The sequence below is a fragment of the Streptomyces sp. VNUA24 genome (assembly GCF_029167005.1).
GTDB lineage: Bacteria > Actinomycetota > Actinomycetes > Streptomycetales > Streptomycetaceae > Streptomyces > Streptomyces scabiei.
In genome coordinates this window covers 9,113,158-9,127,981 of record NZ_CP119143.1, presented here as the reverse complement: position 1 = coordinate 9,127,981, position 14,824 = coordinate 9,113,158, and the positions used below count along the sequence as shown (strand labels likewise).

11 protein-coding genes are annotated in these 14,824 nt (G+C 73.3%); 2 read left to right on the top strand and 9 right to left on the bottom strand.

The window, feature by feature from the left end; genetic code table 11:
* Positions 1 to 122: 122 nt before the first annotated feature.
* From PYR72_RS39285 to rpe, 3 genes are all read right to left on the bottom strand, one after another.
* Entirely contained in the window at positions 123 to 1,565 is a 1,443-nt protein-coding gene (locus PYR72_RS39285; protein ID WP_275459702.1) for a GuaB1 family IMP dehydrogenase-related protein, read from the bottom strand.
* 270 nt (positions 1,566 to 1,835) lie between these two features.
* On the bottom strand, positions 1,836 to 2,879 hold the full coding sequence (locus PYR72_RS39280; protein WP_275459701.1) for a sugar-binding domain-containing protein: 1,044 nt from the start codon (positions 2,877 to 2,879) through the stop codon (positions 1,836 to 1,838).
* 137 nt (positions 2,880 to 3,016) lie between these two features.
* Positions 3,017 to 3,703 (bottom strand): ribulose-phosphate 3-epimerase, encoded by a 687-nt coding sequence (gene rpe / locus PYR72_RS39275; RefSeq protein WP_275459700.1) that lies wholly within the window; start codon positions 3,701 to 3,703, stop codon positions 3,017 to 3,019.
* A 161-nt stretch (positions 3,704 to 3,864) separates the two neighbouring features.
* On the opposite strand from rpe, the gene PYR72_RS39270 reads away from it, so the two are divergent.
* Positions 3,865 to 6,006: an MMPL family transporter gene (locus PYR72_RS39270; RefSeq protein WP_275459699.1), complete on the top strand. Its 2,142-nt coding sequence runs from the start codon at positions 3,865 to 3,867 to the stop codon at positions 6,004 to 6,006.
* Here the strand turns inward: PYR72_RS39270 and PYR72_RS39265 are convergent.
* Both PYR72_RS39265 and fmt read right to left on the bottom strand, forming a co-directional pair.
* Complete coding sequence (locus tag PYR72_RS39265; RefSeq protein WP_275459698.1) at positions 5,987 to 7,417, bottom strand: transcription antitermination factor NusB; 1,431 nt, start codon at positions 7,415 to 7,417, stop codon at positions 5,987 to 5,989. The two genes, PYR72_RS39270 and PYR72_RS39265, sit on opposite strands and share 20 nt — an antisense overlap.
* A gap of 138 nt (positions 7,418 to 7,555) precedes the next feature.
* Complete coding sequence (fmt, locus tag PYR72_RS39260; RefSeq protein WP_275459697.1) at positions 7,556 to 8,488, bottom strand: methionyl-tRNA formyltransferase; 933 nt, start codon at positions 8,486 to 8,488, stop codon at positions 7,556 to 7,558.
* A gap of 291 nt (positions 8,489 to 8,779) precedes the next feature.
* Here fmt and PYR72_RS39255 point away from each other — a divergent pair, with 291 nt between their 5' ends.
* Positions 8,780 to 9,349, top strand: coding sequence for a hypothetical protein (locus PYR72_RS39255; RefSeq protein ID WP_037725705.1), 570 nt, complete (start codon positions 8,780 to 8,782; stop codon positions 9,347 to 9,349).
* An 84-nt stretch (positions 9,350 to 9,433) separates the two neighbouring features.
* Here the strand turns inward: PYR72_RS39255 and PYR72_RS39250 are convergent, their stop codons facing one another.
* From PYR72_RS39250 to rpoZ, 4 genes are all read right to left on the bottom strand, one after another.
* Positions 9,434 to 11,623 carry a primosomal protein N' gene (locus PYR72_RS39250; RefSeq protein WP_275459696.1) on the bottom strand — a complete coding sequence of 730 codons (2,190 nt, stop codon included), beginning with the start codon at positions 11,621 to 11,623 and terminating at the stop codon, positions 9,434 to 9,436.
* A 132-nt stretch (positions 11,624 to 11,755) separates the two neighbouring features.
* A complete protein-coding gene (gene metK, locus PYR72_RS39245; RefSeq protein WP_037725700.1) occupies positions 11,756 to 12,964 on the bottom strand; it encodes a methionine adenosyltransferase in 1,209 nt (402 codons plus the stop codon).
* A 240-nt stretch (positions 12,965 to 13,204) separates the two neighbouring features.
* Entirely contained in the window at positions 13,205 to 14,407 is a 1,203-nt protein-coding gene (coaBC, locus tag PYR72_RS39240; RefSeq protein WP_275459695.1) for a bifunctional phosphopantothenoylcysteine decarboxylase/phosphopantothenate--cysteine ligase CoaBC, read from the bottom strand.
* A 133-nt stretch (positions 14,408 to 14,540) separates the two neighbouring features.
* Entirely contained in the window at positions 14,541 to 14,810 is a 270-nt protein-coding gene (rpoZ, locus tag PYR72_RS39235) for a DNA-directed RNA polymerase subunit omega (RefSeq protein WP_005485492.1), read from the bottom strand.
* Positions 14,811 to 14,824: the final 14 nt, after the last annotated feature.

Here is a 14,824-nt window from a genome sequence, read left to right as displayed (position 1 = left end):
GACCGTTGCGTGCACTGTCCGGCACGGGAAACGGCAGCATGGTCAGGGCCGCGGGGAACCGCGCGACAAGCCACGACGCACTCGCACCCGCCGACTCACAGTCCCCCCGATCTGGAAGGCGTTCAACTCCAACTGGCGTGCAACGGCTTGCCCTCCGCGTAACCGGCCGCGCTCTGCACGCCCACGACCGCCCGCTGCGCGAACTCCTCCAGCGATCCGGCCCCGGCGTACGTGCAGGAGGACCGCACCCCCGCGATCACCGAGTCGATCAGGTCCTCGACCCCGGGCCGGGCCGGGTCCAGGAACATCCGCGACGTGGAGATGCCCTCCTCGAACAGCGCCTTGCGCGCCCGGTCGTAGGCCGACTCCTCGCTCGTACGGTTGCGCACGGCCCGCGCCGACGCCATGCCGAACGACTCCTTGTAGAGCCGCCCGCTCGCGTCCTGCTGCAGGTCGCCCGGCGACTCGTACGTCCCGGCGAACCAGGAGCCGATCATCACGTTGGACGCGCCGGCCGCCAGGGCCATGGCGACATCGCGCGGGTGCCGGACGCCTCCGTCGGCCCACACGTGCTTGCCGTACTTCTTCGCCTCGGCCGCGCACTCCAGGACCGCGGAGAACTGGGGCCGCCCGACCCCGGTCATCATGCGGGTGGTGCACATCGCGCCGGGACCGACACCGACCTTGACGATGTCCGCGCCGGCCTCGATCAGGTCCCGTACGCCCTCGGCGGCGACGATGTTGCCCGCCACGATCGGCACCCGGGGGTCGAGGTCGCGCACCAGCTTGATCGCGTTGATCATCGACTCCTGGTGGCCGTGCGCGGTGTCGATGACGAGCGTGTCGACGCCCGCGTCGAGCAGCTGCCTGGCCTTGCCCACGAAGTCGCCGTTGACCCCGATGGCGGCGGCGACGCGCAGCTTGCCGTGCGCGTCGACGGCGGGGGTGTAGAGCGTGGCGCGGAGCGCGCCCTTGCGGGTGAGGATGCCGGCGAGACGGCCGTCCTTGTCGACGGCGGGCGCGTACCGGCGGTTGGCGGCGTCGAGCCGGTTGAAGGCCTCGCGCGGGTCGATGTCGGCGTCCAGGAGCAGCAGGTCCCGGGACATGACGACTTCGAGCTGGGTGAAGCGGTCGACGCCGGTCAGGTCCGCGTCGGTGACGACACCGACGGGCCTGAGCGCCTCGTCGACGACGACGCCCGCGTTGTGCGCCCGCTTGGGCAGCAGGGCCAGCGCGTCGGCGACGGTCTGGTGCGGGTTGAGCACGATGGGGGTGTCGAGGACGAGGTGGCGGCTCTTGACCCAGGAGATGACGTCGGTGACGACCTCGTTGGGGATGTCCTGCGGGATGACCACGAGACCGCCGCGGCGGGCGACCGTCTCGGCCATGCGACGGCCGGCGATGGCGGTCATGTTGGCGACGACGAGCGGGATGGTGGTGCCCGTGCCGTCCGGCGAGGCCAGGTCCACGCCCTGCCGCGATCCGACGGCGCTGCGGCTGGGGACCATGAAGACGTCGTCGTACGTCAGGTCGTAAGCGGGCTGGATGTCATTGAGGAAACGCACGTGCCGCACATCCCGGTCGATCAGAGGTGACCCCCTGACAGGACCGCCAGGGGGAAGAGCACGTACCTCATTGTCCCATGTCGGCGGGTGTGAACGCCCCCGACGGATCGTCCAGAGGGGCGGTGGCCGCTCTGGGAGGATCCTCCGAGAGCGGGCACGGTGCGGCCGCCCGGGGCCACGCGATCAGCGGCCGCGGACCCCGGCCGCACGCACCGGGGCCGGGCGGAGCGCCCCGCCCCCGGGAGCCGCGGGGCACCCGGCCTGCACTGTTCAGACGCCGTCGGGATCCGCCCGGTTGAGCGCCGGGCGGGGCGTCTGGCCGGCCGTCAGCAGATGGTCCGCCGCCGAGGTGTCCGTGACGAGGCTGGTCACCAGCCCCGACCGCAGCACCGCGTCGATCGCGGCCGCCTTGCGCTGCCCGCCCGCGATCGCGACGACCTCGGGGATACGGCGGAGCTGGTCGGCCTTGACCGTGATGCACCGCTCGCCCAGGTCCCGGCCCACCCGGCGGCCCTCGGCGTCGAAGAGGTGCGCGGACATCTCGGCGGCGACACCGAGGGAGGCGTAGTGGGCGCGCTCCTCGTCGCTGAGCATGTCGTGCACCGTGGAGATGCCCGCCTCCCACGAGCCGATCGAGACACAGGCGACGGTGACCTTGTCGAAGTACTCGAAGGCCCGCGCGATGCCGGTCTGGTGGCGCAGCGCACTCGCGGTGGCCGCGTCCGGCAGCAGCATCGGCGCGTAGATGGGGTGGGCGTCGCCGCCCGACACCTGCGCGGCCCGCCGGACCGCCTCCACCGAGCCGCGCTCGGCGGTCCCGGCGTCGTACACCCCCGTCAGCTGCACCACCGTGCAGGGCGGCAGCCGGTCGAGGGCGGCCGCCATGTGGATGGTGGAGCGGCCCCAGGCGAGGCCGAGGATGTCTCCCTCGTCCACCAGTTCGCCGAGCAGGTCCGCGGCGACCTCGCCGAGGTTCTCCGGGTCGGTCGTCTCCTCGGCCTCGGCCGGGGACTCGACGACCACGGCGTGCCGCAGGCCGTAGCGGGCGCGCAGCGCGTCGGAGCGCTCGGCGTCCAGTTCCGCGGGGACGCGGATCTCGATGCGTACGAGATCCCGTTCGAGGGCGGTCTCCAGAACCCGGGCCACCTTGAAGCGGCTCACGCCGAACTCCTCGGCGATCTGGATCTTCGACTTGCCCTCTAGGTAGAAACGGCGGGCCATGGCCGCCGCCTGAACCAGCTCAGCGGGTCCCATCCGCATGGCTGACCGGCCCGCCGACATACCCGACACGGTCATCTCCTCACTGCTCTTCACACATGGATACGCCGTTCATCCTTGCAGATCCGACGTTTTCGATCAGCCCGAAGGAATGTCGTTCACGTTCCCTTGGCCCTCTATACGCACGACGTGCCACGATCGCCTCGGCGTTCGCACGGCCGTGCCCCCGCGGCTCAGTGGCCGCAGGCCCAGCCCGCGGTCGCCGTCGCGGCCTCCGCCTGCGCGCGCAGCGCACGCACCGCCTCGGCCGGGTCGTCCGCCCCGTACACCGCGGAACCGGCGACGAAGACGTCCGCGCCCGCCTCGGCGCAGCGCTCCACGGTGGAGGCGGAGACGCCGCCGTCGACCTGGAGCCACAGGTCGAGGCCGTGCTTGCTGATCAACTCGCGGGTCCGGCGGATCTTGGGGAGCATGATGTCGAGAAAGGCCTGGCCTCCGAAGCCCGGTTCGACCGTCATGATCAGCACCATGTCGAGTTCGGGCAGCAGGTCCTCGAACGGCTCGATCGGCGTGGCCGGCCTGAGCGCCATGGAGGCCCTGGCTCCCTTGGCCCGGATCTCACGGGCGAGCCGCACCGGTGCGGCGGCCGCCTCGACGTGGAAGGTGACGGAACCCGCACCCGCTTCCACGTACTGGGGTGCCCACCGATCGGGGGCCTCGATCATCAGATGACAGTCCAGCGGCGTCTGCGTCGCACGGGCCAGGGACTCTACGACCGGCACACCGAGCGTGAGGTTCGGCACGAAATGGTTGTCCATCACGTCCACATGGAGCCAGTCGGCGCCTTCGACCGCCTTCGCCTCGTCGGCGAGACGGGCGAAGTCGGCGGACAGGATGCTGGGGTTGATCTGCGCGGCCATGGGCCAAGCCTGCCATGCCCTCCGGGGGTTGCGGGCATCGGTCCGTCCTCGGGACCGTTGTTTTCCGGCTGCGGACCGTCGCCGGCCGAGCGCGCCCGCGCGGCGGAGCCGCAGATGTCACTGACCCGCGCCTCTCGCGGGGCGCCGTTCTGGAGGCCGGTATGACAGGGAACCGGGGAATCGGGCACCTCGTCTGCGGACGGCGGGCCAAGTGGGTCGTGCTGGGGCTGTGGCTGGTGGTGCTGTTCGTGGTCGCGCCCTTCGCCACGAAACTCACCGACGCCCAGGACAACGACGCGGCCTCGTGGCTGCCGGGCTCGGCCGAGTCGACCCAGGTCCTGGAGATCTCCGAGGGCTTCCGGCCCGAACAGATCCCGGCGGTCGTCGTCTACGCCCGGGAGAGCGGGCTGACCGCCGAGGACCGGGCGGCGATCCAGGCGGAGGTACGGGAGCTCAAGGGGCTCACCGCCCACGGGATCATCGGCGACCAGACCCGGGGACCGGTCCTCGACCGGGCCGTCGACCCGAGGGCGGCCCAGGTCCTCGTCCCGATCACGATGGACGAGAAGGGCTGGGAGCGGATCGCGCCGGCGGTCGACTCGATCCGGGACGTGGTGGGCGAGGGCGGTGACGGGCTCGCCGTGCACATCACCGGGCCGGGCGGTACGTCCGCCGACTTCTCCGAGGCGTTCGAGGGCATCGACTCCACCCTGCTGATGTCCGCGATGGCCGTCGTCATCGTGATGCTGCTGCTCACCTACCGCAGTCCGACCCTCATCCTGGTCCCCCTGCTGGGGGTCATCGCCGCCCTGTTCACGGCCCAGGCCCTGATCTACCTGCTGGCGCAGCACACCGGTCTGACCGTGAACGGTCAGAGTGCCGGCATCCTCACCGTCCTCGTCTTCGGCGCGGGCACCGACTACGCCCTGCTGCTGGTGGCCCGCTACCGCGAGGAGCTGCGCCGTCACGAGGACCGCCACGAGGCGATGGCCCTCGCCCTGCACCGGGCGGGCCCGGCGGTGCTGGCGTCCGGCGCGACGGTCGTGCTGAGCATGCTGGTGCTGCTGGCCGCCGAGATGAACTCCACGAGCGGTCTGGGCCCGGTGGCGGCCATCGGTGTCGCGGTCGCGCTGCTGGCGATGATGACGCTGTTCCCCGCCCTGCTGGTGATCTTCGGGCGCTGGATCTTCTGGCCGGTGATCCCGCACCTCGGCACCGCCGATCCGACCGAGAGCGGTGTGTGGGCCCGGATGGGCCGCCGTTTCTCGCACCGGCCGCGCACGGTCTGGGTCGCCACGGCGGCCGCCCTGGCCCTGTGCTCGCTGGGTCTGATCCAGCTGCGCGCGGAGGGCATCGGCAACGCGGACGCCTTCACCGGGAAACCGGACTCGATCGTCGGCCAGGAGGTCTCGGCACGCTACTTCCCGGCAGGCAGCGGCGACCCCCTGGTGATCGTCAGCAACCAGGCTCAGGCCCGGGAGGTGGGCCGCGCGGTGGCCGGCACGGAAGGGGTCGTGCCGGACTCGCTCGGCCTGCCGCCCGGCACGAAACCCGCCCACGAGGGCCGGGTCCTCTTCGAGGCCACCATGTCCGACCCGGCCGACAGCGAGGCCGCCAAACAGACCGTGGAACGGGTCCGGGACGCCGTCCACGCGGTGCCGGACGCCGACGCCCAGGTGGGCGGCGGCACGGCGGCCCTGCTGGACATGGACGAGGCGACGACCCACGACAACATCCTGATCATCCCGCTGGTGCTGCTCGTGGTGCTGCTGATCCTCTGCGCCCTGCTCCGCGCACTGATCGCACCGCTGCTGCTGATCGGGACGGTGATCCTGTCCTTCGCCGCCGCGCTGGGCATCAGCGCGCTCGCGTTCAGACACCTCTTCGACTACGCGGGCGAGTCGACCGACTTCCCGCTGTTCGTCTTCGTCTTCCTGGTCGCCCTGGGCATCGACTACAACATCTTCCTGACCACCCGCATCCGCGAGGAGGCCGCCCGCCAGGGCACCCGCAAGGCCGTGGTGACGGGTCTCGCGACGACCGGCGCGGTGATCACCTCGGCCGGCCTGGTCCTCGCCGGCACCTTCGCGGCCCTCGGCACGCTCCCCATGGTCGCCTTCGCCGAGATCGGCTTCGCGGTGGCCCTGGGCGTGCTCCTGGACACCTTCGTCGTACGGTCCGTCCTGGTCACCGCCCTGTTCCTGGACGTCGGCCCGAAGGTGTGGTGGCCCCACCGGCTCGCCCACGAGGACGGCGGGGCACCGCCCCCGAGGGAACGCGTGGCTACGCGACCCGGCGGATGAGAGCCAGGTACATGGCGTCCGTGCCGTGCAGATGCGGCCACAGCTGGACGTCGGGGCCCTCGCCCAGCGCCGGCACACCCTCCAGCAGGGGCCGGGCGTCGATGAGGTCGGCCGCGTCGCCGTAGCCCTTGAGCACGTCGTCGACCACCGCGCGGGTCTCCGCGAGGTGCGGCGAGCAGGTCGCGTAGCCGACGACCCCGCCGACCCGTACGGAGTCCAGCGCGGTCCGCAGCAGCGCGCGCTGGAGCGGGGCGAACCCCTCCAGGTCCTCGGGCCGCCGCCGCCAGCGGGCCTCGGGCCGCCGCCGCAGGGCACCCAGCCCCGTGCAGGGCACGTCCATCAGCACCCGGTCGAACGCGCCGGGCCGCCACGGCGGACGGGTGCCGTCGGCGGCGATCACCTGGTACGGGCCCGGGTTGCCGTGCAGCGCCTTCGCGACCAGCCCCGCCCGGTGCGGCTGCTTCTCGGAGGCGAGCAGGACGGCCCCGCGCTCGGCGGCGAGGGCGGCGAGCAGCGCGGCCTTGCCGCCGGGACCGGCGCACCCGTCGAGCCACGCCTTGTCGGGTCCCTCCAGCGGGGCGTTCGCGAGCGCCAGCGCCACGAGCTGACTGCCCTCGTCCTGGACCCCCGCGCGGCCCTCCCGTACGGCGTCCACGGCGCCGGGCTCCCCGCCCTCGGAGAGCCGCACGGCGTACGGCGACCAGCGCCCCGCCACCGCGGCCTCCTCCCGGAGCAGTTCCTCGGTGGTGGCCCGGCCGGGACGGGCGACCAGGGTGACCTCGGGCCGCTCGTTGTCGGCCTCCAACAGATCCTCGATACCGGCCCGCCCGCCGCCGAGGGAGTCCCAGAGCGCGGAGACCACCCAGCGGGGATGCGAGTGCACGACGGCGAGGTGGTCCTCGGGATCCTCGTCGTAGGGCGGTGCGACGCGCTCCAGCCAGCCGTCGAGATCGTGCTGGGCGATCTTGCGCAGCACGGCGTTCACGAACTTGGCCCGCCCGTCGCCGAGCACGACCCGCGCGAGGTCCACCGAGGCGGAGACGGCGGCGTGGGTGGGGATCCGCGTCCCCAGCAGCTGGTGCGCGCCGAGGCTCAGCACGTCGAGCACCGGCGGGTCGACCTCGCGCAGGGGCCGGTCCACGCAGCTCGCGATGACCGCGTCGTAGGTCCCCTGCCGGCGCAGCGTCCCGTAGACCAGCTCGGTCGCGAGCGCCGCGTCCCGTGCGTCGAACTTCTCGGGCCCCTCCTTCTGGCGCGCCCGGCGCAGCAGGGGCGGCAGGACGAGGTTCGCGTACGCGTCCCGTTCGTCGACCGCCCGGAGCGCCTCGAAGGCCAGCATGCGGACGGGGTCCTTCTGAGGACGGCGGTACGGCTTGCCCGGCTTGCCCGGACGACGGGACTGCTCACTCACGAAAAAGGTGCTCCGGATATGGGTCGAGATACCACGCCCAGCCTACGCCGCGGGGACGAACCGCCGGACGTCGGCCGGCGCGGCAGACCGGCCAGGACGGTGGAGGGGGACGGCGAGCCCAGTCGCCTCGCGGGGGCCTCAGTCGCCGACGGTCTCGCCGGCGTCGATCCGGGCCCCGCGCGCCCAGTCGGCGGCCCGCATCGGCTTCTTGCCCTGCGCCTGCACCCAGAGCAGCTCCACCGCGTACGACCCGGTCCCGACGTGGACGCTGTTCTTGCCGATGTCGAGCGCGCCCGGGGCGAGTCCGGTCCGCTCGGGCACCGGCGTCACCTGGACGAGCTTCAGCCGCTCACCGCGGAACGTCGTCCAGGCGCCCGGCGCGGGTGTGCAGCCGCGCACGACCCGGTCGACGCGCAGCGCGGGCGCGGCCCAGTCGATCCGGGCGTCCTCCACGGTGATCTTCGGCGCGTGGGTGATCCCGTCGGCGGGCTGCGGCACGGCCTTGAGGGTGCCGTCCTCGATCCCGTCCATCGTGGCGGCCAGCAGCCCGGACCCCGCGAAGGCGAGCCGGGTCAGCAGATCACCGCTCGTGTCCGTCGGCCGGATCTCCTCGGTGACCGTCCCGTACACCGGTCCGGAGTCGAGCCCCTCCTCGATGAGGAAGGTGGAGGCCCCGGTGATCTCGTCCCCCGCCATGATCGAGTGCTGCACGGGTGCGGCGCCCCGCCAGGCGGGCAGCAGGGAGAAGTGCAGATTGACCCACCCGTGGGCGGGCACGTCGAGGGCGACCCTGGGCAGCAGGGCTCCGTAGGCGACGACGGGGCAGCAGTCGGGCGCGATCTCCCGCAGCCGCGCGAGGAAGTCCTCGTCCCGCGGCCGGGCCGGCTTCAGCACCTCGATGCCCGCCTCCTCGGCCCGCTGTGCCACCGGGCTCGCGACGAGCCGCCGCCCCCGCCCCGCGGGCGCGTCGGGCCGCGTCACGACAGCGGCCACCTCATGCCTCCCGGACGCGATCAACGCGTCCAGTGCGGGAACAGCGACCTCTGGGGTACCGGCGAAGACTAGCTTCATGGATGACTGACGGCCTCTCACACGGAAATTCGTCCGCCCCGCACACGACGCCGCACACGCGACGACGCGGGACAACGCCCCAGTCTATGGTCCGCGTCCGGGCCGCGGACGGCGGAGCACCCCGGCCGCCGGCGGCGGGGGCGCATCCCCGCCCGCGCGCCCCGCGCATATGCCGCCACGCCCCCACACCGTGACCAGCGGAGCGAATTCGCGTTGGTCAAGAAAGAGTTGACCACTACGGGCCGCAATCGCGGCACTGCCCCTTTTCACGCCGGTTCGAGAGGCTTGTTCATGGCCGACCACGCAACCCACGACGCCCAGGCTCGGGCCAGCCTGCACTTGCTGGTGCGGGACATCGAGCGGGTCCGCCGGCAGGTGGACGCACTGCGCACCCTCACCGCCCAGTTGGGCAACGTCTACCGCCCGCGCCGCTCCGGCCCCTCCACGGGCTTCGTCGTCTACGGACGCGCCCCCGCCCCGACCGTCCGCCTCGCCCAGGAGCTGCGGGACAGTGTCGAGACCCTGGTCACGGCCGCCGTGGACTTCGACCGCTCCCTCGGATTCTCGTGGGACGCGGTGGGCTCGGCCCTCGGCGTCACCAAGCAGGCCGTGCACCGCCGTTACGGCGCCCGGCGCGCGGCCGCCCAGGCCGCCGCGGAGGCGGAGCGGACGGGCGATCCCCAGGGCCCCCGCACCGTCAACGTCGCCTCCGGCATCCCCACGGTCCCCGCGGCCCGCTCGATGCCGGCCCCGATCCCGGCCCCGATGCCCGCGCACATGCCGACCCAGCCGACAGCGGGCAGCCCCACCCTGCGCGAGGACGTCAGACCCACCGCCTTCCCCGGCCCTCGCAACGGCTGACCGATCCGCTGCCTCCCGGCGCCCCGCCGGGAGGCAGCCCCATGCCGGGGGACACCACGTCGTCCGCGGCGCGCCCGGCCCCGCTCAGCCGATGTCGGGCGGGTCCACGCGAATGCGCACGCGCGCACTCTCGCTCACTCCCCGGGCCATCCGCGCCGCCTGAGCGGCTTTCAGCGCGGCGGCCAGCGCGGCCCCGCTCCCCGGCGGCACCCGGACCAGCGCCCGCTCCCACCGCTCCCCCGGCGACGGCGCCCCCGCCCGCCGCGCCCTGCCCGAGTCCGGCCCCGGGGCGGGCCCCGCCCCGGGGACCGGCGCGGCCATCGGCACGGGTCCCAGCACCTCGGCATCCGACGGCAGTTCGACCGCGGCCAGGAAGTCGACGACCGCCTCGGCGGTCCCGGACACGGCCGCCATCCGGGAGACCGGCGGGAACCCCAGCTCGGCCCGCTCGGCGAGTTCCCGCACCGCGTGCCCCACCGGATCCCACCGCACGAGCGCCTGGACCGGCCGCAGCGTCGGCTCGGCGACCACGACGACCGTGCCGCCCGCCCCCTGGTTCCGTACCAGCGCCGCGGCGCCGATCCAGCGCCGCAGCGCGTCCTCCCCGGCCCGCAGATCGGGCCTGCCGAGCATGGCCCACCCGTCGAGCAGCAACGCGGCCGCGTACCCGCCCTCGGCGACGGGCTCGGCCCCCGGCGTACTCACCACCAGCGCGGGCGTCCCCGGCACGGTGTCCAGCACCTGTTCCCGCCCGGAGGTCCGTACGGGTACGGCCGGAAAGGCGCGCCCCAGTTCCTCGGCGGTCCGCCGCGCCCCCACGACCTGGGCCCGCAGCCGGTGGCCCCCGCACTCGGGGCAGTGCCAGCCGCCCTCCTCACGCCCGCACCACCCGCACACCAGCGCCCCGGCACCGTCCCGCGCCTCCAGCGGCCCCGCGCAGTGCCGGCACCGCGCGGGCTCGCGGCATCGCGCGCAGGCCATCCGCGGCACATACCCCCGCCGGGGGACCTGCACGAGCACGGGCCCGTCCCTGAGGCCGTCGCGCGCGACCTGCCAGGCGAGGCTGGGCAGCCGCGCCGCCCGGGCCGCCTCGTCCCGCGCGAGATCGCCGTCCCCCACGGTCCGCACCAGCGGCGCGGCGGCCCGCACCTGCTCCCGCCCGGCCACGATCGGCGCGGCCCAGCCGCTCTCCACGAGCTGGGCGGCCTCGACCGTGCAGCTCCAGCTCCCCAGCAGGAAGGCGCACCTGTCCCGCGAGGCCCGCAGCTCCAGCACCTCGCGCACATGCGGGAAGGGAGCGTTGTCGTCGCTGTGGCCGCTGTCGCCGTCGTCCCAGACCACGACCAGCCCCAGATCGCGCACGGGAGCGAACATGGCCGCCCGGGTCCCGACCACCGCCCGGACGGCCCCCCGCCGTACGGCCAGCCACTCCCGGTACCGCCGCTCCTGCCCGGCGTCGGCCGTCAGCAGCGCGTGCCGCCCCTCCCCCAGCAGCGCCCCGAGCGCCTCGTCCACCCGGGCCGCGGGCCGCCCCGCCGGTACGACGACGAGTGCCCCCCGCCCGGAGGCGAGCGTCGCCTGCACGGCCCGGGCGATCTCCTCGGCCCACTCCGGGCCCGGCAGCGCGGTCCACACCGCCCGGGGCGCACCCCCGCCCGCCAGGGACCGCAGGAACTCCGGGCCTCGCCCGTACCGCGCCCACGACCCGGGCTCGGGCGCGGCCGGGGGCCGCGGCGGCTCGCCCGACTCCACCGCCTCGGCCCGGGCGTGCCGAGGCGGGACGGCCAGCTGCAGCACGTCCGCGAGGCTTCCCGCGTACCGGTCCGCGACGGCCCGTGCGAGCCCCAGCAGCTCCGGGCTCAGCACCGGCTCCGGCGAGACGACCTGGGCGAGCGCGGCCAGCGCCCCGGGGTAGTCCGACTCGGCGACCCGCTCGACCAGGAACCCGTCGATCAGCGAGCCGCCCTCGCGCCGCCCTTCCCGGACATTGCGCCCCCCGGCCCCGAACCGCACCCGGACCCGGACCCCGGGCCGGGCGGCCTCGTCCAGCTCCTCCGGCACCGCGTAGTCGAAGTACCGGTCGAGATGGAGGACTCCCTTGTCGACCAGCACACGGGCGACGGGCAGGTCCTTCGCCAGCGCCGCGCCCCGCCAGGTGCGCGGCTTGGCGCGCGGTGCCTTGGCCTTGCGCACGGCCTCCCGGACCAGCGCGAGCTGCTCCGGCCCCGCGTCCCCCGCCGCGCCGCCGCCCCTCGTCCCGTCCTCGCCGTTCACATCCGCATTCTTCCAAACGCCACTGACAACCGGCGCCGCCCACGATCACCGCAGCCCGGTCGCGCACACGGCGAGGCCCGGCGCCCCCGAAGGGACACCGGGCCTCGCCGGAGAACGGAGGAACCGTGGGACCTACAGCCCCGCGGCCGTGCGCAGCGCCTCGACGCGGTCCGTGCGCTCCCAGGTGAACTCGGGCAGCTCACGGCCGAAGTGGCCGTACGCGGCGGTCTGGCCGTAGATCGGGCGCAGCAGGTCGAGGTCGCGGATGATGGCGGCCGGGCGGAGGTCGAAGACCTCGTCGATGGCCTTCTCGATCCGGTCGGTGTCGACCTTGGCGGTGCCGAAGGTCTCGACGAAGAGACCGACGGGCTCGGCCTTGCCGATGGCGTACGCCACCTGGACCTCGCAGCGGGAGGCGAGGCCCGCCGCGACGACGTTCTTGGCGACCCAGCGCATCGCGTACGCGGCGGAGCGGTCGACCTTGGACGGGTCCTTGCCGGAGAAGGCGCCGCCACCGTGGCGGGCCATGCCGCCGTAGGTGTCGATGATGATCTTGCGGCCGGTGAGGCCGGCGTCGCCCATCGGGCCGCCGATCTCGAAGCGGCCGGTCGGGTTGACCAGCAGGCGGTAGCCCTCGGTCTCCAGCTTGATGCCGTCGTCCAGCAGGGCCTTCAGCTCCGGCTCCACCACGAACTCGCGGATGTCGGGGGCCAGCAGCGACTCCAGGTCGATGTCGCTCGCGTGCTGCGAGGAGACGACGACCGTGTCCAGGCGGACCGCCTTGTCACCGTCGTACTCGATGGTGACCTGGGTCTTTCCGTCGGGACGGAGGTAGGGGATCGTGCCGTTCTTGCGGACCTCGGACAGGCGCTTCGACAGCCGGTGCGCCAGGAAGATCGGCAGCGGCATCAGCGTCGGCGTCTCGTCCGTCGCGTAACCGAACATCAGGCCCTGGTCGCCGGCGCCCTGGCGGTCCAGCTCGTCCTCGTCGCCCTCGACCCGGTTCTCGTAGGCCGTGTCCACACCCTGCGCGATGTCCGGGGACTGCGAGCCGATCGACACCGACACACCGCAGGAGGCGCCGTCGAAGCCCTTCTTCGACGAGTCGTAGCCGATGTCCAGGATGGTGTCGCGCACCAGCTGGGCGATCGGCGCGTACGCCTTGGTCGTGACCTCGCCGGCCACGTGGACGAGGCCGGTCGTGATGAGCGTCTCCACCGCTACACGGGACGTGGGGTCCTCGCGCAGCAGCGCATCGAGAATGGCATCGCTGATCTGGTCAGCGATCTTGTCGGGGTGGCCCTCGGTCACGGACTCCGAGGTGAACAGACGACGGGACACAACGCTCCCTGGGGTTGCAGCGGCTGCTGGCTGATCATTGGCGGACGTGCTCGGGGGCTGCGCCCGGCGTCGTCCGAGAACAGTTTATCGGTCGGGCTCGGCCACCGGCCCACCTGTCTCGCCTCTCGGGAGCCTTGTGACCTGCGGCACGTGCATTCTGCCCAATGGCCGTAGCTGTCCGCCAGGGTCGCCACGCCCCAATGTGCGAGGTTCGAGGCAGACGTGACGCGAATGGCACTGTCAGCCGAGGCGGTCCGCGACCAGGTCCCACACCGTTTCGGCCAGGGCCTCCTTCGGGCCGTACGGCACCGGCGTCTCGCTGCCGTCGGCTCCCAGCACCACGGCCTCGTTCTCCTCGGACCCGAAGGTCTTGCGCTCCCCCACCTCGTTCACCACCAGCAGGTCGCATCCCTTGCGGGCCAGTTTGGCGCGGCCGTTGGCGAGGACGTCGTCGGTCTCCGCGGCGAAGCCGACGACCACCTGACCGGGGCGCGGGCGGTCCGCCGAGATCTCCGCGAGGATGTCCGGATTACGCACCAGGACGAGGGGCGCGGGCTCCTGGCCGTCCTTCTTCTTGATCTTCCCGGTGGCGTAGGTGTCGGGGCGGAAGTCGGCGACCGCCGCCGCCATCACCACGACGTCGGCGTCCGGCGCCGCCTTGAGCACCGCCTCGCGCAGCTGTACGGCCGTGCCGATCCGTACGACGTCCACGCCCGCGGGGTCCGGCAGTCCGGTGTTGGCCTCGATCAGGGTGACGCGGGCGCCCCGCGCGGCGGCCGTGCGGGCCAGGGCGTAGCCCTGTTTGCCGGAGGAGCGGTTGCCGAGGAAGCGGACCGGGTCGAGCGGCTCGCGGGTACCGCCGGCGGTGACGACGACGTGCCGTCCGGCGAGGTCCGGCTCGGTGACGCCCCGGGCCAGCACCCGGCGGCAGATCTCGAAGATCTCCCCGGGGTCCGGGAGGCGGCCCTTGCCGGTGTCGGCGCCGGTCAGTCTGCCCACGGCGGGGTCGATGACGAGCGCGCCCCGGCGGCGGAGCGTCGCCACGTTCTCCTGGGTGGCCGGGTGCTCCCACATCTCGGTGTGCATGGCGGGGGCGAAGACGACGGGACAGCGGGCGGTGAGCAGGGTGTTGGTGAGGAGGTCGTCGGCGAGGCCGTGGGCGGCCTTGGCCAGCATGTCGGCGGTCGCCGGGGCGACGACCACCAGGTCGGCGGCCTGGCCGATGCGGACGTGCGGCACCTCGTGGACACTCTCCCAGACCTCGGTGGAGACCGGGTTGCCGGAGAGCGCGGACCAGGTCGCGGCGCCCACGAAGTGCAGCGCGGAGTCGGTCGGCACGACCCGGACGTCATGTCCGGACTCGGTCAGCCGGCGCAGCAGTTCGCACGCCTTGTAGGCGGCGATCCCACCGCTGACCCCCAGAACGACCTTCGGCTTGCCCACCGTGCCTCCCCGCACTCGGATGCGTACGCGCTCCATGACACACCACAGGCCCGACAGTCGCTCCCCCATCTGACGCTGGGAGGTGCCCCCTGCCGGGCCTGTGGAAAAACCTACCGCGACCTGCTGATACGACTTACGCGGGGCCTTCGACGGCCTCGGACGTCAGCAGACCCGCGTTGATCTCGCGCAGGGCGATCGAGAGCGGCTTCTCGTGCACGTGGGTGTCGACGAGAGGACCGACGTACTCGAGGAGACCCTCGCCGAGCTGCGAGTAGTACGCGTTGATCTGGCGAGCACGCTTGGCCGCGTAGATCACGAGGCTGTACTTCGAGTCGGTTGCCTCGAGGAGCTCGTCGATCGGCGGGTTGATGATGCCCTCGGGCGCGGAGATGGAAGAGGACACGCTCTACCTTCCGA